This window comes from Paenibacillus sp. MER TA 81-3 (genome assembly GCF_023713585.1).
Lineage (GTDB): Bacteria > Bacillota > Bacilli > Paenibacillales > Paenibacillaceae > Paenibacillus_B > Paenibacillus_B profundus.
The window spans coordinates 48,271-70,547 of sequence record NZ_JAMAWB010000001.1 but is presented as its reverse complement, the minus strand read 5'-3'; the positions used below and the strand labels follow the sequence as shown (position 1 = coordinate 70,547).

General features: G+C 50.1%; 21 protein-coding genes and 5 tRNA genes. 2 read left to right on the top strand and 24 right to left on the bottom strand.

Features of this window, described 5'->3' with window-relative positions; genetic code table 11:
• Positions 1–100 precede the first annotated feature (100 nt).
• From M3650_RS00350 to M3650_RS00340, 3 genes are all read right to left on the bottom strand, one after another.
• Entirely contained in the window at positions 101–688 is a 588-nt protein-coding gene (locus M3650_RS00350; protein WP_251571500.1) for a stalk domain-containing protein, read from the bottom strand.
• A 65-nt stretch (positions 689–753) separates the two neighbouring features.
• Positions 754–1,530, bottom strand: coding sequence for an N-acetylmuramoyl-L-alanine amidase (locus tag M3650_RS00345; RefSeq protein ID WP_251571498.1), 777 nt, complete (start codon positions 1,528–1,530; stop codon positions 754–756).
• A 139-nt stretch (positions 1,531–1,669) separates the two neighbouring features.
• Positions 1,670–1,873 carry a hypothetical protein gene (locus M3650_RS00340; protein WP_251571496.1) on the bottom strand — a complete coding sequence of 68 codons (204 nt, stop codon included), beginning with the start codon at positions 1,871–1,873 and terminating at the stop codon, positions 1,670–1,672.
• Positions 1,874–2,036: 163 nt separating this feature from the next.
• Between M3650_RS00340 and M3650_RS00335 the strand changes: the two genes are divergently transcribed.
• A complete protein-coding gene (locus tag M3650_RS00335) occupies positions 2,037–2,783 on the top strand; it encodes an MBL fold metallo-hydrolase (protein WP_251571493.1) in 747 nt (248 codons plus the stop codon).
• Between the two features lie 189 nt (positions 2,784–2,972).
• Here the strand turns inward: M3650_RS00335 and M3650_RS00330 are convergent, their stop codons facing one another.
• Positions 2,973–3,203, bottom strand: a complete 231-nt coding sequence (locus M3650_RS00330) for a DUF3892 domain-containing protein (RefSeq protein WP_019419185.1) — start codon at positions 3,201–3,203, stop codon at positions 2,973–2,975.
• Between the two features lie 173 nt (positions 3,204–3,376).
• A complete protein-coding gene (locus M3650_RS00325) occupies positions 3,377–3,820 on the bottom strand; it encodes a GNAT family N-acetyltransferase (protein WP_019419184.1) in 444 nt (147 codons plus the stop codon).
• A gap of 162 nt (positions 3,821–3,982) precedes the next feature.
• Between M3650_RS00325 and M3650_RS00320 the strand changes: the two genes are divergently transcribed.
• On the top strand, positions 3,983–4,147 hold the full coding sequence (locus tag M3650_RS00320) for a hypothetical protein (protein WP_019419183.1): 165 nt from the start codon (positions 3,983–3,985) through the stop codon (positions 4,145–4,147).
• Between the two features lie 81 nt (positions 4,148–4,228).
• On the opposite strand, the gene M3650_RS00315 is transcribed toward M3650_RS00320, so the two are convergent.
• From M3650_RS00315 to M3650_RS00225, 19 genes are all read right to left on the bottom strand, one after another.
• On the bottom strand, positions 4,229–4,420 hold the full coding sequence (locus M3650_RS00315; protein ID WP_251571491.1) for a hypothetical protein: 192 nt from the start codon (positions 4,418–4,420) through the stop codon (positions 4,229–4,231).
• Between the two features lie 75 nt (positions 4,421–4,495).
• Entirely contained in the window at positions 4,496–4,657 is a 162-nt protein-coding gene (locus M3650_RS00310; protein ID WP_019419181.1) for a hypothetical protein, read from the bottom strand.
• Between the two features lie 298 nt (positions 4,658–4,955).
• Positions 4,956–5,031: transfer RNA gene (locus tag M3650_RS00305), tRNA-Val, on the bottom strand.
• Between the two features lie 155 nt (positions 5,032–5,186).
• Complete coding sequence (locus tag M3650_RS00300; RefSeq protein ID WP_251571489.1) at positions 5,187–5,888, bottom strand: uracil-DNA glycosylase; 702 nt, start codon at positions 5,886–5,888, stop codon at positions 5,187–5,189.
• 98 nt (positions 5,889–5,986) lie between these two features.
• Positions 5,987–6,075 (bottom strand) — tRNA-Leu (locus tag M3650_RS00295).
• Between the two features lie 441 nt (positions 6,076–6,516).
• A tRNA-Leu gene (locus tag M3650_RS00290) sits at positions 6,517–6,602 on the bottom strand.
• A gap of 35 nt (positions 6,603–6,637) precedes the next feature.
• Positions 6,638–6,714, bottom strand: a tRNA-Ile gene (locus M3650_RS00285).
• A gap of 29 nt (positions 6,715–6,743) precedes the next feature.
• Positions 6,744–6,820 (bottom strand) — tRNA-Met (locus M3650_RS00280).
• A 108-nt stretch (positions 6,821–6,928) separates the two neighbouring features.
• Entirely contained in the window at positions 6,929–7,093 is a 165-nt protein-coding gene (locus tag M3650_RS00275; RefSeq protein WP_019420607.1) for a hypothetical protein, read from the bottom strand.
• Positions 7,094–7,269: 176 nt separating this feature from the next.
• On the bottom strand, positions 7,270–8,757 hold the full coding sequence (locus M3650_RS00270; protein ID WP_251571487.1) for an ABC transporter substrate-binding protein: 1,488 nt from the start codon (positions 8,755–8,757) through the stop codon (positions 7,270–7,272).
• 4 nt (positions 8,758–8,761) lie between these two features.
• Positions 8,762–9,649 (bottom strand): ABC transporter ATP-binding protein, encoded by an 888-nt coding sequence (locus tag M3650_RS00265; RefSeq protein ID WP_019420609.1) that lies wholly within the window; start codon positions 9,647–9,649, stop codon positions 8,762–8,764.
• A 3-nt stretch (positions 9,650–9,652) separates the two neighbouring features.
• Positions 9,653–12,526 carry an ABC transporter permease gene (locus M3650_RS00260; protein WP_251571485.1) on the bottom strand — a complete coding sequence of 958 codons (2,874 nt, stop codon included), beginning with the start codon at positions 12,524–12,526 and terminating at the stop codon, positions 9,653–9,655.
• Positions 12,526–13,629 carry an efflux RND transporter periplasmic adaptor subunit gene (locus M3650_RS00255; RefSeq protein ID WP_251571483.1) on the bottom strand — a complete coding sequence of 368 codons (1,104 nt, stop codon included), beginning with the start codon at positions 13,627–13,629 and terminating at the stop codon, positions 12,526–12,528. Before M3650_RS00255 ends, M3650_RS00260 begins: the two co-directional genes overlap by 1 nt.
• Positions 13,592–14,428, bottom strand: a complete 837-nt coding sequence (locus tag M3650_RS00250) for an ABC transporter ATP-binding protein (protein ID WP_251571481.1) — start codon at positions 14,426–14,428, stop codon at positions 13,592–13,594. The genes M3650_RS00255 and M3650_RS00250 overlap by 38 nt, the downstream gene beginning before the upstream one ends.
• A 397-nt stretch (positions 14,429–14,825) precedes the next feature.
• Complete coding sequence (pyrE, locus tag M3650_RS00245; RefSeq protein ID WP_285848208.1) at positions 14,826–15,464, bottom strand: orotate phosphoribosyltransferase; 639 nt, start codon at positions 15,462–15,464, stop codon at positions 14,826–14,828.
• The gene (gene pyrF, locus M3650_RS00240) at positions 15,461–16,204 is read right to left on the bottom strand and encodes an orotidine-5'-phosphate decarboxylase (protein WP_251571479.1); all 744 of its coding nucleotides are present in this window, start codon (positions 16,202–16,204) and stop codon (positions 15,461–15,463) included. The genes pyrE and pyrF overlap by 4 nt, the downstream gene beginning before the upstream one ends.
• Positions 16,205–16,529: 325 nt before the next feature.
• Complete coding sequence (gene carB, locus M3650_RS00235) at positions 16,530–19,754, bottom strand: carbamoyl-phosphate synthase large subunit (RefSeq protein WP_251571478.1); 3,225 nt, start codon at positions 19,752–19,754, stop codon at positions 16,530–16,532.
• A gap of 1 nt (position 19,755) precedes the next feature.
• Positions 19,756–20,886, bottom strand: a complete 1,131-nt coding sequence (carA, locus tag M3650_RS00230) for a glutamine-hydrolyzing carbamoyl-phosphate synthase small subunit (protein WP_251571476.1) — start codon at positions 20,884–20,886, stop codon at positions 19,756–19,758.
• Positions 20,887–20,978: 92 nt separating this feature from the next.
• Complete coding sequence (locus M3650_RS00225; protein WP_251571474.1) at positions 20,979–22,253, bottom strand: dihydroorotase; 1,275 nt, start codon at positions 22,251–22,253, stop codon at positions 20,979–20,981.
• Between the last annotated feature and the right edge of the window lie 24 nt (positions 22,254–22,277).

The window sequence follows — 22,277 nt, the reverse complement described above, 5'->3', positions numbered from 1 at the left end:
TATTCAGGTAGTGGTCATACTACCGTATCGTACCACTTTATGAGGACAAGGTCAACGAAAGGGACCGCTGCATATGTATAGAGAAACGAAGGGATTTAGATTAAATCGCCGCTACCGTCTTTTGAGACAATAGCGTAAATTCACCATTCTTCTGTCTCAAATAGCACGAGATCGTGTAGTCCCCTTTTGCTTTGAAATCATATTTGAATTCCGAAGTGCGAAACCAGAAATTATCCTCGTCTGTCTTGACTTCGTCTTCTTGGATTTGCGTCGTATTCCCTTTCGGATCGGTGATGGTCAGTTTAATCTTGTCAACGGATGTTTTGAGGCTGTCCACTTGAGCCAGTGCGGTAAAGGAAGTCTTACCTGTCTCCACCTTGCCGAAAGGCGTGTTATCTTTGAACAACAGCAAGTCGACATTCGGTTTCTCGATGACGACCTTCTTGTTGGCTTCATCCCAAGTAACAAATGCCAGCAGCGCATCGGAAATCTGGCGTACGGATAAATACGCTCGTCCCTCTAACATAACCCCCCCTTCTTGAGCGGTGTTGCCATTCAATATGACCTGAATCTTCTCAGCCGATGCTGCGGCTTGTAGAGAAGTAGACGGGTCTGATTGTGCTGACGCATAAGCTCCGCCCAAGATGCTCCCGAGAAGAACAAATGCAGCAATTCTCCTGCAATTCATCGCGTAACCTCCAACTGTTTAGTTGTTAAGTTATACTCTTTTTTAGCAGGAGAGTTGCGCTCGCACTATAATAATCCTTTACGGTCTAGTACGGTTAACATCCGATAAAGATCTAGCGAGGACGGTGTCGGCGTGTTCACTAAGCCTTGGGCTACAGCCTTGTCCACACTCGCTTTAGCCCAGGCGGGAACCTCTTGCAATTGATGCTGCGATTCGAGCCCAGCCAGTCTGCCTTTCAAGTCTGTAACTAAGGTTTGCAACTGCTTCAATTGCTCCTCCATACTATCCGCCCCTCCTTGCCCCTTGTCCGGCAGTGACAAAGCGGCATACAGATGCTTCCATGGAAATTTAGATCCTGGGCAGCTCGCTTTGCGGACTGGATCGATTTGAAAATGACCGAGCACATGCTCGCGATCGAATGGAATCGTGTAACCCCAATGATCGGCAACATAGGCTTGAATATAGCGATGCAGGGCAACGCTCGCATCAAATTGCTGCTCCGTTAATTCCCCATCCAGCCCTTCATGCTCGATCGATACGGCATACAGATTTGGATTGATTCCTTTGCTTCGCACGATGGCTGCGGGCGCTGTCGCGATGCGATCTGCGGTAATGCCTTGCGCCCAGGCCATACGTTCCAACTTTACATATTGATGAATGATTCCTTGCTTTGATACGCCAAAATGAGCCGACGATACTTTATTGTCCGGGCTCGTGAACCATGAATCCATGCTAGACATGCTTCCTGCTGATATATGATTGACGATGATAAGGGGAGCTTGTCCTTTCCGGTCACTCGAATTCGTATATTCATTGCCTTTCCACACAACATCAACCGCCATCGTTACACACCTCTCCCTCTCGAATGCATTCGCCAAACGGCGGCATGTGAAACGACAGAGAGGTGGCGAAAGCTACGCTGAACCGGGAAATGATTGATATCCTCGTTCATTTCCCGGTGTCGTCATGATGGAAACCATTCTATGTGCTAACCTTCATTCGCGTTAACACACATGGAATTCCATTGCCCACGGCTCCCGGCTCGGACACCCGATTCAAATAATTCACACCTCTCGCGCAAGGGGTCGGACAGACAGCACAACGGTCAGATGTGACGATTCGCATCATATACTGGGTACGACCGCCTGCCGGATCCTTCTTTTTCTTTGCGTTTCCTTTCGCCAATCCTTCCACCTACTTTTGACCGTTTCGCACGAAACGCCACAGCTGGCTTAACGTTTCACGTCATATCGTATGAAGACTGGAAGAGCTTTGCTTGTGTATGTGCCCAGCAGCGTGATACAGTTAGGTCATAATTTAACCGATGCCATGGATTAGGAGGATGGAGATGAAGCTTAAGATACAAATGATTGGAACCGGCAGCGCATTTGCAAAGCATTACTTTAACAATAACGCGCTCCTTTACACGGAACAGAGCACCCTACTCATCGATTGCGGTATTACTGCACCCATGGCGCTGCATAAGCTTGGAAAATCCTTCGTTGATATCGACGGTGTGCTCATTACTCACATTCATGCCGATCATGTGGGAGGCTTGGAAGAGTTTGCATTTCAAATGAAGTTTATTCACGGACGAAAACCTAAATTGTATATTGCTTCTCCGTTAGTTCAGCCATTGTGGAACAACACGCTTAAAGGCGGGTTAACTCAGGAAGGCATCTCGTGTCTGGAGGATGTATTTGAGGTACATGCGCTTGAGCCGAACCACACCTATTCTTTAGCTGCGGGCATGGAGATACAGCTCATCGAAACTCCACACATCGCCGGCAAGCGAAGCTTCTCGCTGTTAGTTAACCATTCCTTCTTCTACAGCGCTGATATGCGATTTCAACCTGACCTGCTGCATACATTAATTGAGCAGCAGGGAGTCACCCTTATCTTCCATGACTGCCAGTTGACCGGCAAAGGGGAAGTTCATACGACACTCGCGGAGCTGTTGACGTTGCCGGAATGGATACAAAGAAAAATTTATTTAATGCATTATGGCGATGAGCGCTCGCAGTATGAGGGACATACGGGACCGATGCCTTTTGTGGAGCAGCATAAGATCATCACCATTCGGGAGCAACTCTGACGATTATGAGAAAACCTTTATCGAGGCCATTCGAAGTTGAGCGACCGCGTTTAGAGGTTGGTTTTATCACCATAAGGAAGGATTGATTTCGCTTTATCGCTTCACAGAACTTAATCATTCCTTAATGATAACAAAACACCGGTGAGGTCTGTCGTATAACGACAGCATCCTCACCGGTGTTTTTTGAATTTAGAACATAGGCAAGTTATCTAAGTTATTCGTTGGATCGCCATCCGCATCACCGCGAATATACATCCCGCCGTCTTTACCTTTGAAGACGTTCACTCCGGCAATATGACCTGACTGAACGGCATGCATCGCCTCATCGTAAGCCATAACTCTGCCCGTGTCGGTCTTAAATGCAGTCAGGTCCCCATCCCCATTTTTCTGCACGGCAACAAAAGTTTCACGCGATTCCATGACATAACCTCCTAAAGGGTAAATTACAGGTTCTGCTTTACGTTAGGGCATCAAGGATGCCAATCAAACAGAACTCTATGTTACTCTTCCCGGAAGGTGATCATTTTAAAGCATCTATCAGAGACTATTCACCCGTTAGCGCGAGTTCAAAAAGTGGATTTTTGAACTCGCGCTTACAGCTTTTTCTCCATGCGGACATGTAAAATTCCTGCGTCATAGAATGGCTCTTCCGATATCGTACGATAGCCGAGCATTTGATAGAACCCTTCCGCTTGGCACTGTCCATCTAAAATACTGGCTGTCGCACCCATGGAACGAGCCAACTGCTCTAGAGCAAGCATAAGCGAACGCCCAATACCATGACCGCGATACGGCTTCCGAACAGCAATCCGCTGCATTTTAGCGGTCGATTCATCCAGCCATTTAATCCGGCCGGTCGCAGCAATCTCACCGTCAACCTGTAGCAATATATGATTCGCCTTCGCGTCAAGTGTATCTAAATCATCAATTTCATCTTCCATTGGAACCTGTTGCTCATCAACGAATACTTCTTTGCGGATCTCCAGACATTGCTGCAATTGCTCGTCTGTCTTAACTTCAATCACTTCTGCTGCCATGTAACGCACCATCCTTAATCCTTAATCATTATTCGCTCAACAAACATAAAAAGTGTGATTAAAATGAATCTATATTATACAGAAAAATCGTTTTCATGTATAGTTATTCATATGCAGTTATAAATAACGCTTCAGTATTAAATAGTTAGGGAGGGATAAACCGTGGATCCGGTTGTAGCTACCATTGTCGCCGTCGTAATTATGGTAATCGGAATGGTCTTCTTATTGCTCTACGTCACCAGACAAGCCTATTCACGCAAATGGGAAGATGAACAGAACTTTCTTAATGCCCATGAAGAAGATGAGCACACAGGTAGTGCATCATAACAGGAATTGAAAAAAGCCTTGTTACTGCAGACGACCTAACGTCAGAAATTCAGAACAAGGCCTTACCAATTATAGTCGGATTTAAGGTGCATACACTTCCGACGGCACCGGAGCTTGATATACGTCGCTCTGTATACTAGGAAGAACGGGTTTAGGCAAGTCCGGGGACTCATATCGGGGCGCACCGTTTGCAAGCGCAACACAGCCTGAAACCACGACAGCGACAATGGCCACTGCAACCATATAAATGATGGGATGCCACGGTTTGTTCATCTGACCGACCTCCGCTTCAACCACTCATAGGATGACTACAATGCCATTGTCACCGTTTTCAAGAAAAATTAAACATTACTCTTCTTCCTGCTTTGCTTCAGAACTCAGCTCTCGCTTCCACACAAACTGCTCATCATACCGGATGCTGTCTTTGCTGACCATATGAATAAGCGCCCAGATGACGAGAATCGTAATGCCGAACAGTCCGATCAACCATGCGAATAATATGCCGCCCATCATTCTCCCTCCGCTCGTCACAATGTTCATCTCATCCGAACAACCCGTATAAGGCAGCTGCCAGATGATACATATGTATGAACAATTAGTGAATTTTAGACGAAGGGACTCGCATCAGGGTTATGTCCGCTGTCCGAACAGCCTGCCGATCAGAGACAACCCAGCGGTGAGTGCAGGATAGCCAACAAACAAAAGTACAATCAGCCCTGTCATCTCCTCTCCCTTTTAGATACCTGTATGACAATATGCAAAAAAACCCTTGAATTTGGTTAATTCAAGGGTTCTAATAGATGTAGTATGGTGTTCTGAGACGGGCTCGAACCGCCGACCCCCACCCTGTCAAGATGGTGCTCTCCCGACTGAGCTATCAGAACAGGTCGTAAGCAATTAATAATATATCAATTTTTCTAGTCTGAGTCAATCCCTAATTTGGAAATTGATATCTAAGATTCAATATAAAGACCCTATCTCCAGTTCGTCTCAAATCGATGGAAACAGGGTCTTACTCAAGCCGTAATCGCGATAAATATTAAAATGATTGCTGACGTATCGCTTCCATCGCAGGAAGCTGCCACTCAATTTCAGGTTCGCCGAACTGCTGCAAATACGTGTTTACTTTCGAGAACGGCTTGCTGCCGAAAAATCCGCGGTGCGCGGAGAGCGGGCTTGGATGCGGCCCTTTGACGATCCCGTGCCGATTCGCATCAATCATACTGAGCTTCGCCTGTGCGTGTGAACCCCACAGCACGAAGACCACGGGACGTTCACGTTCATTCAAAAGCTGAATGACGCGATCAGTGAACATTTCCCAACCTTTGCCACGGTGGGAAGCTGCTTGACCTTGATAGACAGTCAGCGCCGTGTTCAGCATCATGACGCCTTGTTTGGCCCATGGGGCTAAATAGCCATGGTCTGGCATTGTCGTTCCAACGTCAGCAGCGCTCTCTTTCAACATATTTTGCAGCGAAGGCGGAATCTTCACACCGGGTTGAACAGAGAAGCTCAGCCCATGGGCTTGCCCGGGCCCATGGTACGGGTCTTGTCCGACAATGACGACCTTCGTATCCTCATAAGACGTATATTGCAAGGCAGAAAAAATGTGTTCAAATGGAGGATACACGACATTTTGCTCATACTCCTGCTTCAACCATCCCCACAGCTGCTTAAAATAAGGCTTTCTTACCTCATCATGGAGCAGCTCCGCCCAATCATTATGTACCAGTACACTCACAATAATCTTCCTCTCTTTGACTATAAATAGAATAAGTCAAAAACTCCTTCACTCGCTGTTCGGAAACAGACCGTTGAAGGAGTCTCATTGTCTACTAATGGTGCCGAGAACCGGGATCGAACCGGTACGGTAGTCACCTACCGCAGGATTTTAAGTCCTGTGCGTCTGCCAATTCCGCCACCCCGGCGTAAATGTATGTATTAGCATCAATCAATATATCATCTTTCTTCACTAATCGTCAACCGTAGCATCCGATAAAAACTTCGCCATTATGTGGAATCAACACTGCAGGCCGCCGCTGAGACGCTTCGTTAAGCTATCTAGGCGGGGGGCTCTTTCTTCTCCCTTTTTTTAAAAATGTAGAGAACAATTCGAAGAATAGCCATAATATCTATTTATAAGGCTCTTTTCTAAAATGTTGTTGCTTTACTATACAAATCAATAATAGCTTAGGAAGGATAATTTGCAACAATGCTGCAAACTACAGGAAACCGCGTTTAGTGATAACGATAACTTAAATATTGCTTAATGATAAGAAAAAAAGCCCTAACGTGGATTCTACCACGTAGGACATTTTATAAATTTCGAATTAATAACACTTTTCTAAAAAGCACCATAAGTATTGATATGCCGAGGACCGGGATCGAACCGGTACGGTAGTCACCTACCGCAGGATTTTAAGTCCTGTGCGTCTGCCAATTCCGCCACCCCGGCGTATTAAGCTATGAATCTTTGAAAACAACGGATTCTGGTGGGCCCTGAGGGACTCGAACCCACGACCAATCGGTTATGAGCCGACCGCTCTGACCAACTGAGCTAAGGGCCCGTACGCCGTTGTTTATGAAAATTGTAAGTTGGTTGCGGGGGCAGGATTTGAACCTACGACCTTCGGGTTATGAGCCCGACGAGCTACCGGACTGCTCCACCCCGCGACATTATTTAAAGTGTTGTTTCAGCAGCGACAAGTACTACTATACAACATCGATATATGAACAGTCAAGGGAAATTACAAAAAAACTTACGAAATTCGGCTTCCATATTCAGGGGACGAAACGAACGCCATACTTGCCTTTACGTGAACGAAATACTTCAATCTCTTGGAGTGTATCGTACCCATATATCCAAGCATCGTGTTCTAATCGCTCCAGCAAACAGCGTGCTTGAAATTTCGTATCGTACAGCTTGCCCCAATATACCCAGTGCACTGGATGGTCCTCCTTTCGTGTACGTCGATTGTCATTTCTAGAGGTCATTCAAAAAGTCACCTTTTGAACACGCATTTTCTACTATTCCCAAGAACAGCAAAAAAGAATCGGCAAGCCCGCTATTCGCGATACTCACCGATTCTTCACTTGGTATTACTTGCTTGCAGCGGCCGTCATTAATCGCCGTATACGTTGCCTTGAACGGGGTCTTTCGAGTTCTTTTTAAGCTGCTGCAATATTTGATTGCCTTCGGTCTCCCATTCTTTCAATGCATCAGCAGATGTTTTTTTGCCGCTGACTACGTCTTTGAACAAGGTCTGTCCAGGCTCCTGCACCTGCCATGCATTCGGCATCTGAATGAACAATTCGTTCGGATCCGCACTTGTCGGAGGTACTGGTTTGACCGTATAGAAGGCTGCAATGTTGAAGTTAGCGCCATCCTTCGGTGTAATGAATTTCTTGCGGGCAACCATCTCCCAGCTGCTGCGAGAGCGAATCTTTGCCCAATCTTCGCTGTTTACAAATTTGATGAAGTCCCAAGCATCATCCGGATTAGGCGATTTTTGGTTAATGGAGAATATGTTGTTCAATGATACGCCGCCGGCAACTCCTGGCGCTTCTGGATGAGAAGGCACCGTCACGACATCCCAATCGAATTTTTTGAAGCCTTTGATTTTTTCCGCATTTTTCATCGCATCTGCCAAATCAGAATTGATATAGGAGTACTCACCAATGACCATCCCTACGTTTCCAGACAAGAAGCTGTCGTGGCTATACGGATTGTATTCCTCACCGCCTCCAGACATGTCCATGTCTTGATTGTCGCCAGGAATAACTTTCTCGCTCACTAATTTCGCAAATGTGGACATCACCGTTTCCCACTTCGGCGAATTGACCGTCATCTTCTCGCCTTTTTCATCGATTACCCGCAGGTTCAACGGTGGATTGTAGATTTGGATAATGTCCCAGAACGGCTCGCCGCCTCTGTAGCGGTTAAATGAGAATCCATATTGTCGATCCGCGCCTTCCCCTTTGGACACGCGGCGTGCCAAGGTGAACATATCTTCCCATGTCATATTGTCAGTCGGCAGATTGACGCCTGCTTCTTGGAACATGGTCTTGTTATAGAATAATGCCTGAGAATAAAAAGTCGGTGCCAAACCGTACAGGTTGTTGTCACCCATCGCCTTGATGCCGTCAATAACGGTCGGAACATAATCGCTTGTATCGAATTTGTCTTGCTGAATGAGCGGGTCCAGCTGCTTCAGCATACCGTCCTGCACAAGATTGCGGAACTGACTGGCATCCGTTACGACGATGTCGACTGGATTGGCGGATGTCATGATCTTCTTCAATGCTTCGGCACGGTCAGGCTCTTTTCTAGACCCATCCGCAGGATTGTCATAACGCTGTTCACTTGCATCTATAGCTGGAACAATCTCAATGCGAATGCCTTTGTTCGCATATTCGTATACGTCAGTATATTGCTGGCGGAAGTAGGTGTCGTCACCGCCGTACCCACCATACAGAACCCCGATGCGCAGAACGCGCTCTTGACCAGGTTCCACGTCATTTTTGTTGCTGCACGCAGCCAGTAGCGGGAAAATCATGGTTAACGTCAACGTAACCATCAACAACTTGCGTACCCATTTCTTTCGATTCATCAGGTTACCCCTCCAACTCTTTCGGTGTGCGGATAATAATCTTGTCTCCGTCTAATTCCATAGAAGCCTTGTCTTGGATGTGGAGAGCATCCAAATACTCTTTTGGCACCTGCAAGCGGCCGACACGATCAACGACGACATATGCTTCATGCAGCTCCTGCAGCCCCTGCCCAGCAATCTGTTCATCCTCACCTCCATCCGAATTCAAATTCGGATTGCGTTTAATGAACTCTGTGCTGGTCAAGCCATCTCGAATCGCAACGACACGGTCCACCTTTCCCGCCAACGATAGATCATGCGTTACGATTACGACGGTTACCCCAAGCTCTGAGCTCATTCGCCGGAATATGTTCATAATCATGTCTGACGTCTGCGTATCCACGGAGCCCGTCGGTTCGTCGGCCAGCAGCAACTGCGGCCGGTTCGAGAGCGAGATCGCGATGGCGACCCGCTGCTGCTCCCCTCCGGACAGCTGGTGCAGCTTGTTGTTCATGCGATGCCCGAGCCCCACCCATTCCAGCAGCTCTTTTGCATATTTGCGATCCAGCTTCCCCGACAACATCATCGGCACTTCTACATTTTCCAGCGCGGTCAAATACGGAAGCAGGTTGCGGGCATTGTTCTGCCAGATGAACCCGACCGTATCGCGCTTGTACTCGACTAACTGCTCTTCGGTAATCTTGAGCAGATCCCACTTCCCTACCCGGACTGCTCCGGCGGACGGACGATCCAATCCGCCAAGGATGTTGAGCAAGGTTGATTTCCCGCTCCCGCTGTTCCCAATGATGGCCATCAGCTCGCCTTGCTTCACCGATAAGTTCAAGCCTTGCAGGGCCACTACTTCAATATCTTCGGTCTTATAAATTTTAACGAGGCCTTCACAATGTATCACGGATTAACGCTCCTCTCCCATCTTCACGGCTTGATGGACGCGCAGGCGGCGAATATGCATCAACAAGAGTGTCGCCCCGGTCACTATCATGACACCGACCACGATATACAGCTGGAGGGTATCCTTCGCCTCAAAGACGATGCGGAACGGTGGAACTTGCTTCTTCGCACCTTCCGCAGATTGCAGGAACGGCAGGAACAAGCGGCTAGCCAGCTTCCCTAAGACGATACCGAGCACAATCGACAGTCCGGCCGTGAACAATTGCTCCAACAGCAGCATCCCTGTAAGCTGCTTGCGTGATAGTCCCATCGCGCGCAGTATGCCGAATTGAACGACACGCCTTGACAGGTTGAAGAACCAGTACAACAAGTAGCCGATTAAAGAAATGGCTACAGAGACCAAGAATCCCATACTGAGTATGCCGAACACCCCGCCGCGCGTCGGATGCTTGCTCTGTGTCGCGAGCTCGCTGCGCACGTCCTGATAGTCATAGATCTCGATGCCTTCCTTCTGCAGCCCGGTTACGACCGGCGTCAGCGGCGCTTTATCCTGCATCTTGATCCAGACTTCATACGGGAAGATCGGAACCTGATCATAAATATAGTCCATATTCGCAATAAAGAACGGCGCCTCATCCGGGTACAGACTTGGCCAGTACGGCAGGATCGCCACGATGACGAATTCGACCATCTGCTCCCGTATCGAAGCGGAGATGACATCCCCTTGCTTCAGTTGATATTTCTTCGCGACATTGGTCGGTATGATGACGCCTGATTCGTAATATTTGCCGAGAGCATCCAAGTACCGATAAGGATGCGCCGGAAAGAGATCGTTGCGGAACCAAGCGACCTTAGAGAAGTCGACATTATCAATCCCCATAATCGTGCCCGAGCCGATAGAACGTCCGGACACGATCATATTGCCTTTCTCCTTCAATACACGCGTGGCAGTTTCGACGCCAGGCATCCGTTTGAATGGCTCGAACGGCGGTTCGTTATAAATATCGCGACCTGGCTTCGGCCGTTGATTGCCGCCTCCCGGACCCGGTCCCGGCTTGCCGCCACCGCCGTTATTATTGTTGTTATTATTGTTGTTAGCGCTGCGGTCCACTTCCTGCGTGCTGCCCCATACGGCTTTAATGATGACATCAGCGCCGTGTTTGTATAACGTCCGTTCGGTTGAATTCGTGTCAATCGTACGCGCTGCCGAAGCGTTATATACGCCTAGGCCGAGCGTCAGTATGAGCAAAATCATGAGCGGATAGTACGATTTGGCAGAACGTGACAACTGCGTCAAGGTCAAATACAGCGGCACTGGAAGCAGCTTCCCGCCAATCCATTGGACAAGCCGCAAAATGAGCGGGAACAGCCGCAAGAAGAACAGGCCGGCTGCAAATATCGCAAGCGCCGGAACGAAGAATAGAAACGGCTGCACTTGCAGTTGATCGGAACTCATCCCCGTCTTGAAAGACAGCAGCTGCTGTTGATTCAACATGTAATAGCCATATCCCGCGATTGCAAGCAGCAGCACGTCAAGGAACCAGCGCTGCCATACAGGACGGCGATCCGAACGGGCCATCTTCTGCTTCAAATTAACGATGGATGAACGCGCGAATATAATGGCCGGAATGATGCTTGCCATCAATGCGATGACGACTGCTACCACTCCGAACAAGACAGCGTCGGTCGTGAAGCCGACCGGAATCGATTTCCGGTTGACGAACTCCAAGAACCCGTTCGCTGAGCCGATCGATTTGGCCATAAACCAACCGAATAACGGCCCTATGGCTAAAGCGACCGCTCCAAGAAGCAATCCTTCCAGCAAGTACAACCTTATAATCTGCCGTGTGCTGGCGCCACGGCTGCGCAGAACGGCAATATCGCTTTGCTGCTTCTCCAACGCTTGGCTCGCATTCATCGCAATATAATAGAACACCATCGCAATCATCGGCGCGGCCAACGTCAACAACATCATTTGCAGTTGTATGCTTTGACTGCGGAACTCATTCAACACTTTTGCAAAAGACAGCTCCAACTGGGTTCCCTTCAGCTTCTGATACAGCTCGATGCCGAGACGATCCAGCGTGCGCTCAAGCGGATTCAATTGACTCGTCTGAATCTGGCGCAAATCAAAGGCGTAATACCAGCTCGATAGCTGCAGCGGAGCACCCTTCTGTTCCAACAGCACTTGATTGAACGTATTTGGAGTAACATAGAGAGAGTTCATCATGCCTTCCAATCCTTGATGCCAATAAGCGCTTGTCAGTTCTTTCGGCTGGAACGTGCCGACGATCTTCAATGTGAGCGTCTGACGGACTTCCCCGCGTACCGAGTATTCCAGTTCATCGCCGATGTGAAGGTCGTTACGGTACATCGCTTCCTCAAGCATAACGACCTGCAGCACACCGTTCGCCTCTCCATCCTCATACGGCTTGCCGAGCGACCATTCGACTTGTTCATCCAAGCCGGTCAACGAACTGAGCGTCATCGTGCGGACGCGGCTTGCATCCACCTTCGTCGGATCGACCGGGGACACCTCTGTCGCTTTCAAGCTGCGGGTATTGACGAATACCTCTGTCGGGAACCCGATCTCGGCCGTCACGTCATCTCGAATGTAACGATCCACTTCCTTGAGCGCATTAAGGTCGGTCTTCCCTCCGCCTGAAGCTTGATAACGCATGAGCAAGGAACCTGCTGGCAAGCCTCCACCGTTCTCCTGCAGCGTTTTCGTGACAACACGCTTCAACGCTCCGTCCGAGTACATCGGAATGCTGACCGTAAAAGACACGGCAACGATAAGACCCACTAGCGTGCTGAGCGTAAGCCAGCGGGTATTCCACATTTTGCGGAACAGAAAACGCATCATAGGCATGCCCATTATCTACCCACTACTTTCTGTCCCGGCTCAAGCCCGGATTTAATCTCGACCTCTGTCGGTTTTTGCGCTCCCACCTCGACATCGACTTCCCGTTTGCCTTTCTCGTCTATGACCTGCACGTAAGTGCGCGAACCAATCGTACGCAGGGCAGCCAGCGGGATGACGGTGACGTCTTTTCTTCGTTCGACAATGACCGTAACGCTAAGCGGCGTTCCGCGCATGACGCTAGCCGGCAGCTTATCCAGCAGTTCGACGGTCATATATTTGTCCAGCCGATCTTGATCCGGTTCATTGCCTTGCCTGCCATTATTGTTGTTGTCATTTGTCGGCATCGGGAGAGCCTTTACTTTTCCCTTCAATAAATTATCAACTGTATTGACGCTGACCTCTACTTCCATGCCCGGCGCTACTTTCTTCAAGTCGTCTTTCGACATCTGTGCCGCTACCGTTAGTAGAGACGTATTCGCAATCGTTGCTACTGGGTCATATTTCTTCGATGTCGCCCCCTTCTTCACGTTAAGGGACACAATGACTCCTGCAAACGGAGATGTAACCGTGCCTTTTGCAATATCGGTCTCCAAATCGGCAATCGCTTGGCGTTTCTCTTCATACAAAATTTGCGCCTCTTCGAATTGAACCGGGTCCATTTCATCCTTTTGGCGGAGCGTGCCCTTCAGTTCGACTTCATCCTTGCGCAGCGCTAACCGCTTCTGTCGCAAATCCTTCTGCATATCATCCACATCGAGCACAGCGATTGTTTGACCGGCTTTCACCGTATCGCCGTTCTTGACAAGAACGTCCTTGATCGGCTTGTTGTCCAAAGTAAAGAATACGGTCTCTTCCTGTTCGGACATAATCTTGCCTGATCCGCTAGCTGACGAAACCCAAGCTTTCTTAGTGACCTCATACTCCGGCTTCTTCGAAATCGTTGGCTCTGTAATGCTCGGGAGCACTTCCTCTTCTGCCTCGTCCGGCAGCAGCGAGCATGCTGAGGTGAGCAGCAGCGTGCCGCACATGAACGCCAGCATAGCGCGGCGCCAGTTCCGTTTCTGTAATACTCCTGTGTCAGGAGATGAATTTTCCGTCGACCATTTCATAAACATGATCAGCAACCTCCAAAATTGTAGGATCGTGGGTTGTCATGCAAATTGCAATGTTTTCAGTGTGTAAAATTTGTCGGAATACCCCCATGACCTGAGCACCCATCTGTGAGTCTAGTTCCGCCGTCGGCTCATCGGCCAACAGCAATAACGGCTTATGAGCAATAGCCTTCGCGATCGCAACACGCTGTTGTTCCCCTCCGGACATCTCGTACGGACGGTGTTTCATCCGTTTGCCAAGACCGACCAGTTCCAAGCAATGCTGAACGCGCGCTTTCCATAAATGGCGGGGAATGTTGGCCATGCGGAGCGATAGCTCTACATTTTCGTATGCAGATAAGAGCGGCATTAAGGCAAAAGCCTGAAAAATAAAGCCGATGTCGTTGCGCCGGGTAACGGTGCGCTTGTTGTCGCTCCAAGACGATAATGAATCTCCCCGGAAGAAAATTTCGCCTTTTGTAGGCAGATCAAGTCCGCCCAGCATGTTCAAGAGCGTCGTCTTCCCTGAACCTGAGCGGCCTTTTAACATAACCAATTGACCCGGACGAACTACCATGTCGATTCCCTTTAGCACATGTACCTTCTCGCTTCCGGCTTGAAAGGTTCGTTCCACGCCGCGAACGTCCAGTAGAAGCTCATCTGTCACGACAGGAACTGCGCGTGCGGGCCAAGCTGCAGATTGTCCATCTTCTTCTATGTATTCCGCCTCGTCTTGCGCATCTTTCTTCTTCTGCTTGTTCGCCGCGAGAACCGGGGTCGTCTCACCAGGATCTGTTTGTTTCCGTTTGCGAAGCCACTTCATTATCGTTTCCTTGCCCCTTTCTCTCGGACATGACGTCAAACTCTCCTAAAGTATAAACGATTGAATGGGGTGAAAAGTTACAAAGTTTGTAACGCTTTTTCCATATTTACAACAATATTTTTACCAATTTTCAGAAATCGAGCTTGTTTCACAATGTAAATAAATTCGACAGATGTCTGATATAGCAGTGTTTCTATACTCGGCCCGAGAGCAGATTTTCTATACGGGACAGCCTTTATCGGGGCCCTTCTAAAATGAGCGGCCGCGTGATGAGGTTGGTTCGATCGGAATAAGGAATGCATATTATGCTTTTTTTCGACAGAAAGCTTAAATTTCCCTTAATAGCGACAAAAAGACCTGATCGCGCAGTGCGATCAGATCTTTACATGGCGACAAGCTAGTTATTCCAGCTGGCAGGATCATGGCGCCAAGCCTTCAAGATATCCAAATCGGAGGCTTGGATGACGCCCAACTCAAGCGCCGTGTCGATCAGCGCCGAATAATTGGACAAGGTGCGCAGTAGAATGCCTGCTTCGGCAAAAGCCGACACGGCTTTGTCCAACTGATAGCTAAAGATGGCAAAGACTGCGAGCGGTTCGGCCCCGGCTTCCCTGACCGCAAGCGCAGCCTTCAGCGAGCTCCCGCCCGTTGAAATCAAATCTTCGATGACGACAACTTTTTGTCCGGGACGGATAATGCCTTCAATCTGATTTTGCTTCCCATGCCCCTTCGCTTTGTCCCGAATGTACGCCATTGGCAGTCCAAGCTTGTCTGCCACCCATGCAGCATGCGGTATACCGGCCGTAGCCGTCCCAGCAATGATCTCCGCATCCGGCGCGTATTCCTTAACCAAGGCTGCGAAGCCTTCCGCAATCGCAGCGCGAATGTCCGGATAGGACATCGTCAAGCGGTTGTCGCAATATATCGGCGATTTGATGCCGGAAGTCCAAGTGAACGGATCTTGCGGACGCAGCGCCACCGCTTGAATGTTCAATAAATGGCTTGCAATCGTTCGTTCCATGTTTGTCGTTGTCATAAGTTCACCAGCTCCTTTAAGATTGATTCCAATGCTGCACGCGGGTTCGGTGCCGCCGTAATGGGACGCCCGACGACAATGTAATCCGTGCCGCGGGCAAATGCTTCACCCGGTGTCATGACACGGGATTGGTCGCCCTTCTCGCTGCCTGCGGGCCGGATTCCCGGCGTAACCGTCTTGAAGTCGGCGCCGCAAGCCGCTTTAATGCGCGTCACTTCCTGTGGTGAAGCGACTACTCCGTCAAGCCCCGCTTCCCGCGTCAGCTTGGCATAGCGCACGACGGCTTCCTCTACTGACCCAGGGATGCCGATGTCATCGTTCATCACCTGCTGATTCGTACTCGTCAGCTGGGTAACGGCGATGACGACGGGACGCTGAAGCGATGCATCTTCCGCCAATGCAGCTTGTACGCCATCCATTGCTGCTCTCATCATGCTCGCACCACCGGCGGCATGGACGTTGAACATGTCGACGCCAAGCTTCGTCACGCTGTTCGCTCCACCTGTGACTGTGTTCGGAATATCGTGCATTTTGACGTCGAGGAACACTTTATATCCGTATTCCTTCAATTCACGGACGAATGCCGGACCAGCCGCGTAAAAAAGCTGCATTCCCACTTTCATGTAGCATGGAATGCCTTCGAGCTGCGTAATTAGCTGTCGAGCCGCGTCCGCATGCGGATAGTCGAGCGCTACCATTATACGACCAGCTGCGTCAGCAGCATTTATAGGTTGATTCATCGTAGATATCACTCTGCCTTCCCATTGTTACCTATATAAGAGGTTGTTCAAAAAGTTCGCTTTTGATCACGAAGTCACTCAGAAAGTAACTCGGCATCGAATCTTGCATTCACTCTCGAAGTCCTGCAACCTTCTCGTTGCTGAAAACCGACCTTTTTGAACACGCACTATAAAGGGTTTTTCAAGAAATCCCTCTTTCTGAACACGCATTTTAAGAGAGGAAGCTGTTCGATGTGACGGATGAGATGCATATTCACAATCCGAGGAGGCCTTCCGGCCTCCCCGTTCAACCTCTATGCAATTGTGCACTCTTCTCTAGCTCCGCTTAACTATGGTTATGGAAAGCTGGCATCGGGCGGGAGGAGAAATTAATCTGCTCCAGCATGCCGAGGAGCGCGCGCACGGTATCGAGCGAAGTCATGCAGACGACGCCGTTCTCTACCGCTTCTCGGCGGATGCGGAAGCCGTCGCGTTCCGGTGTCTTGCCCTTCGTGAGCGTATTGACGACAAAGTGAGCTTCGCCGTTGCGAATCAGGTCCAATATATTCGGCGAACCTTCGGTCAGCTTTTTCACCCGCGTGACGATAAGGCCTGCGTCTTCAAGCGCCGTTGCCGTACCGCCCGTCGCAATGATTTTGTAGCCCAAGCTGACGAAGCCGCGCATAAGCTCAACCGCTTCTTCCTTGTCCTTATCCGCTACTGTACAAATAATGGCGCCCGTTGCCGGAATCTTCATGCCAGACCCGATCAGGCCTTTGTACAAAGCCTTCGCATATTGAACGTCACGGCCCATGACTTCGCCGGTCGACTTCATTTCCGGTCCGAGCGTCGGCTCGACACGGCGCAGCTTCGCGAAGGAGAATACCGGCACTTTTACCGACACATGGTCATCTTCCGGCCACAGGCCTTCTTGATAACCCAGCTCAGACAGCTTAGCTCCCATAATAAGCTTCGTTGCCACGTTCGCCATCGGAATGTTCGTTACTTTGCTCAAGAATGGCACTGTACGGGACGAACGCGGGTTCACTTCAATAACGTACACTTGCTCTTTATAGATGACGAACTGGATGTTAATCAGCCCGACCGTTTTCAATTCTTTCGCAATCCGAATTGTAATATCGACGACCTGCTGCTTCAATTCAGCTGATAGGTGCTGCGGCGGATAGACCGCAATCGAGTCGCCGGAGTGAACACCAGCGCGTTCCACGTGCTCCATAATGCCTGGGATAAGCACGGTTTCGCCGTCGCAAATTGCATCGACTTCCACTTCTTTTCCTAGCATGTAGCGGTCGATTAGAACCGGATGATCCGGATTTATTTTCACTGCTTGCTCCATATAATTCAAGAGTTCGTTATCCGAGTAGACGATTTCCATAGCGCGTCCGCCGAGAACGTAGGATGGGCGGACGAGCACTGGATAACCAAGGCCCTGCGCCGTTCCTACCGCTTGGTCAACTGAAGTCACCGTGCTGCCCTTCGGTTGCGCGATGTGCAGGCGAGACAGCAGCGCTTCGAACTTCTTGCGGTCTTCCGCCTCATCGATGCTTTCCAGACTGGAGCCCAGAATGCGCACACCCTCTTTGGCAAGCGGCGCCGCCAAGTTAATTGCCGTCTGTCCACCGAATTGAACGATGACGCCAATCGGCTTCTCCTGCTCGATGACATTCATGACGTCTTCGAAGAAGAGCGGCTCGAAGTACAAGCGGTCGGATGTGTTGAAGTCGGTCGATACCGTTTCCGGGTTGTTGTTAATGATGACCGCTTCGTAACCAGCGTCTTGAATCGCCCATACCGCATGTACGGTCGAGTAGTCGAATTCGATACCTTGACCGATGCGGATTGGGCCGGAACCAAGCACGATAACTTTTTCTTTAGTGGATTCAATCACTTCATTTTCGGTCTCGTAGGTCGAATAGTAGTATGGCGTCGTCGCTTCGAATTCCGCCGCACATGTATCAACCATTTTATATACCGGCTCAAAGCCTTGCTGCTTGCGGAATTGACGCACTTCTTCTTCCTTCGTGTACGCCCCGCCCGGATGCACTTCACTGCGCAGCTCTGCAATGGCGCGGTCGGTGAAGCCCATGCGCTTCGCTTCATAGAGCGTCTCTGTCGACAGCGTCTCGTCAGCGCGGATAGCGTCTTCGAATTTGACCATAACCTCAATCTTGTCGAGGAACCACCAATCGATCTTCGTCAATTCCTGCAGCTGCTGCAGTGAATAGCCGCGGCGGTACGCTTCGGCGAGCAAGAACAAGCGCTCGTCATCCGGCGCCTTCAAGCGCGCTTGCAGCGTTGCTTCGTCAAGCTGTTCCGCATCTTTCAAGTACAGGCGGTGCGTACCGATTTCGAGCGAACGAATCGCTTTGTGCATCGACTCTTCGAACGTGCGGCCGATAGCCATCACTTCGCCCGTCGCTTTCATTTGTGTGCCGAGCTTACGGTTCGCTTGCATAAATTTATCGAACGGCCAACGTGGAATCTTCGATACGATGTAGTCGAGCGTCGGCTCAAAGCAGGCATACGTTTGTCCTGTTACCGGGTTCACAAGTTCGTCCAGTGTGTAACCAATCGCAATTTTGGCCGCCATCTTCGCAATTGGATAGCCTGTCGCTTTCGATGCGAGGGCCGATGACCGGCTCACACGCGGATTCACTTCGATGACATAGTATTGATAGCTGAACGGGTCGAGCGCGAACTGTACGTTACATCCGCCTTCAATATTCAAGGCGCGAATAATTTTGAGCGACGCGGAGCGCAGCATTTGGTACTCGCGGTCAGACAGCGTTTGGCTTGGAGCGACGACAATGCTGTCACCCGTATGAACGCCGACCGGGTCAAAATTCTCCATGTTGCATACGACAATACAGTTGTCATTTGCATCGCGCATCACTTCGTATTCCACTTCTTTCATACCAGCAATGCTCTTCTCAATCAAGCATTGTCCAATTGGGCTGTAGCGAATACCGGACGCTACCGTCTCAAGCAGTTCCTCTTCATTGTCGCAAATACCGCCGCCTGTACCGCCAAGCGTATAAGCCGGACGAACAATAATCGGATAGCCAATCTCATTCGCGAAATCAACGGCCTCCTGCACCGAGTTCACAATCGTGCTCTGCGGTACCGGCTGCTCCAGTTCACGCATAAGCTCACGGAACAAGTCGCGGTCTTCCGCACGTTCAATCGCATCAAGCTGCGTTCCTAGCAAGCGCACATTTTCCTGCTCCAGCACACCAGCGCGTGCTAATTCGACCGCCATGTTCAACCCTGTCTGACCGCCTAGTGTCGGCAACAAGCCATCTGGACGCTCTTGACGTATAATTTGCGTGACGAATTCGAGCGTAATCGGTTCGATGTACACCTTATCCGCCATGTTCGTATCTGTCATAATCGTAGCCGGGTTGCTGTTAATGAGAACAACTTCCATGCCTTCTTCTTTCAATGCTTGGCAGGCTTGCGTTCCCGCATAGTCGAATTCCGCTGCCTGACCGATGACAATCGGACCCGAACCGATGACAAGAATTTTCTTGAGGTCTTTATTTTTAGGCATATTATAGTTCCCCTTTCAGCTGTGCTACGAGCTCCGCTTGGCGCGAAACTTGTGGTTGGTTATGTTTGTGCTCACGAATCATTTCTATAAAATCATCGAACAAATAGCTGCTGTCATACGGCCCCGGAGCAGCCTCCGGATGGTATTGCACCGAAAACGCAGGCATATTCGCATGCTTCAAGCCTTCGATTGTCTTGTCGTTGTTGTTGATGTGCGTCACGACCAAGTCTGTACCTTGAACCGACTCTTCTACTACCGTGTAGCCATGGTTCTGAGATGTAATATAGCAACGGTTCGTCGTCAATTCTTTAACCGGGTGGTTGCCGCCGCGATGACCGAACTTCAGCTTGCCCGTATCCGCGCCGCAAGCAAGCGCGAAGAGCTGATGTCCCAAACAGATGCCGAAGATAGGAATCTCTCCGAGCAGCTCCTGAATCATGTTCACAGCGTGAGGCACATCCTTCGGGTCCCCAGGCCCGTTCGACAATTGGATGCCGTCTGGACGGAGGCGGCGAATTTCTTCTGCCGTCGTATCGTGTGGCACGACGACGACATCGCAGCCGCGCTTCGTTAATTCGCGCAAAATACCGCTCTTCGCTCCGAAGTCAACCAGCACAATCCGTTCTTTATCGCCAGGACTGGAGAACAATTGCTTCGTCGAGGTGCGAGCCACTTGGTCACGCATTAATTCAGTGACGCCAAGCATTTCCTTCAGCTCATCTACCGGCTGGCTGCCTGTGGTCAGAATCCCCTTCATCGTTCCGAAGTGGCGCAGCTTGCGCGTCAGCATGCGTGTGTCAATACCGCTAATGCCGACGATGCCGTACTCTTTCAGCAGGCGGTCCACCGTATATTCCGCACGCCAATTGCTAGGCGTAACTTCGTGACGGCGCACGACAAAGCCATGCACGTAAGGGCGAATCGCCTCGAAGTCATCACGCGTAATGCCGTAATTCCCGATAAGCGGGTATGTCATAGTCACGATTTGTCCGCAGTAAGACGGGTCGGACAGCACCTCTTGATAACCTGTAATCCCAGTATTGAATACGACCTCTCCGGCAGATTCACCATCCGCCCCGAACGCAGCGCCTGTAAATAGGGTACCGTCTTCCAACAACAATCTTGCTTGCATGTTCGTCACTCCTCGCTCTCTCTGTCTCTTGTCCTTACAGGACGATTCTATCAGCTATCCGAAATCATCTATGTTTGTTTCCGTTCTATCGGTTATTTGCTCCAGACAACCCGTCCATCTACCAGCGTCATCACCGGCCAGCCTTTCAGCTTCCAGCCGGTAAACGGCGTGTTGCGGCCCTTCGTTAAAAAGGTGCTCGGGTCCACTTCATATTCGGTCTCCAAGTCTATGACCGTTAAGTCTGCCGGCGCGCCTTCCTCCAAGCGGCCTGTCGGTAAACCGAAGACTTTGGCTGGATCGGCCGTCATCCGCTTCACCAGCAAGTCTAGCGGCCACTTGCCCGTGGCGACGAATTTCGTGTACAGCAGCGGGAACGCCGTTTCCAATCCGACGATGCCGAATGGAGCCAAGTCCATTCCTTTTGCCTTCTCTTCTTCACTATGCGGCGCATGGTCGGTTACGAGTATATCGATAGTTCCGTCTTCGAGCGCTTCGATGCATGCTGCAACGTCTCGCGGGGTACGAAGCGGCGGATTCATCTTCCAATTTGCATCCATCCCCGGAATATCTTCATCAGACAGCAGCAGGTGATGCGGGCATACCTCGGCAGTTACCCGAATGCCGAACTGCTTCGCTTGACGGATAAGGCGAATCGACTGCTCCGTACTGACGTGACACACATGGTAGTGCACGCCTGTCGCTTCCGAGAGCAAAATATCGCGACCGACATGAATCGCTTCCGATTCGTTCGGAATTCCCTTCAGTCCGTGCTTGCGGGCGAACTCACCGTCTGTCACCGCAGCTCCTGTGACTAGCGAATCATCTTCGCAGTGTGCAATAACCGGCATGTCGAGCTCTTTGGCCCATTTCATCGCGTCCTTCATCATCTGAGCGTTTTGCACGCCGACACCATCATCCGTGAACCCAATTACACCAGCTTGCTTCAGAGCTACGAAATCCGTCAGCTCACGTCCGAGCTCGTTCTTCGTAATGGAACCGTAAGGCAGTACCTTTACTGTGCCTTCCTGTTCCGCCTTTTCTAATATAAGCTGCACCGTTTCCGGAGTATCGATGACCGGACGCGTATTCGGCATACAGGCGATTGTGGTGAATCCACCCTTCGCCGCCGAGCGTGTTCCTGTCGCTATCGTTTCTTTATGTTCAAACCCAGGTTCACGCAGATGAACGTGCATGTCGATAAAACCAGGCGATACGAACTTTCCAGCAGCATCTTGAACTTCGGCATGTGCAGGAATTGGCTCCTCCGTATCCGTCAACCTGCAGATGACCCCGTCCTCAATCCAAATGTGTGCGGATTTCAATTTTCCTTCATTAGTAAGCACCGTTGCGTTTGTAATAACTAGCATCGATTATTGTCTCCTCTCATCATG

Coding starts and splice junctions, on each gene's coding strand:
- M3650_RS00350 (WP_251571500.1), bottom strand. CDS start 688: ATGAATTGCAGGAGAATTGCTGCATTTGTTCTTCTCGGGAGCATCTTG.
- M3650_RS00345 (WP_251571498.1), bottom strand. CDS start 1,530: ATGGCGGTTGATGTTGTGTGGAAAGGCAATGAATATACGAATTCGAGT.
- M3650_RS00335 (WP_251571493.1), top strand. CDS start 2,037: ATGAAGCTTAAGATACAAATGATTGGAACCGGCAGCGCATTTGCAAAG.
- M3650_RS00330 (WP_019419185.1), bottom strand. CDS start 3,203: ATGGAATCGCGTGAAACTTTTGTTGCCGTGCAGAAAAATGGGGATGGG.
- M3650_RS00325 (WP_019419184.1), bottom strand. CDS start 3,820: ATGGCAGCAGAAGTGATTGAAGTTAAGACAGACGAGCAATTGCAGCAA.
- M3650_RS00315 (WP_251571491.1), bottom strand. CDS start 4,420: ATGAACAAACCGTGGCATCCCATCATTTATATGGTTGCAGTGGCCATT.
- M3650_RS00310 (WP_019419181.1), bottom strand. CDS start 4,657: ATGGGCGGCATATTATTCGCATGGTTGATCGGACTGTTCGGCATTACG.
- M3650_RS00270 (WP_251571487.1), bottom strand. CDS start 8,757: ATGAATCGAAAGAAATGGGTACGCAAGTTGTTGATGGTTACGTTGACG.
- M3650_RS00260 (WP_251571485.1), bottom strand. CDS start 12,526: ATGGGCATGCCTATGATGCGTTTTCTGTTCCGCAAAATGTGGAATACC.
- M3650_RS00255 (WP_251571483.1), bottom strand. CDS start 13,629: ATGTTTATGAAATGGTCGACGGAAAATTCATCTCCTGACACAGGAGTA.
- M3650_RS00250 (WP_251571481.1), bottom strand. CDS start 14,428: ATGAAGTGGCTTCGCAAACGGAAACAAACAGATCCTGGTGAGACGACC.
- pyrE (WP_285848208.1), bottom strand. CDS start 15,464: ATGACAACGACAAACATGGAACGAACGATTGCAAGCCATTTATTGAAC.
- pyrF (WP_251571479.1), bottom strand. CDS start 16,204: ATGAATCAACCTATAAATGCTGCTGACGCAGCTGGTCGTATAATGGTA.
- carB (WP_251571478.1), bottom strand. CDS start 19,754: ATGCCTAAAAATAAAGACCTCAAGAAAATTCTTGTCATCGGTTCGGGT.
- carA (WP_251571476.1), bottom strand. CDS start 20,886: ATGCAAGCAAGATTGTTGTTGGAAGACGGTACCCTATTTACAGGCGCT.
- M3650_RS00225 (WP_251571474.1), bottom strand. CDS start 22,253: ATGCTAGTTATTACAAACGCAACGGTGCTTACTAATGAAGGAAAATTG.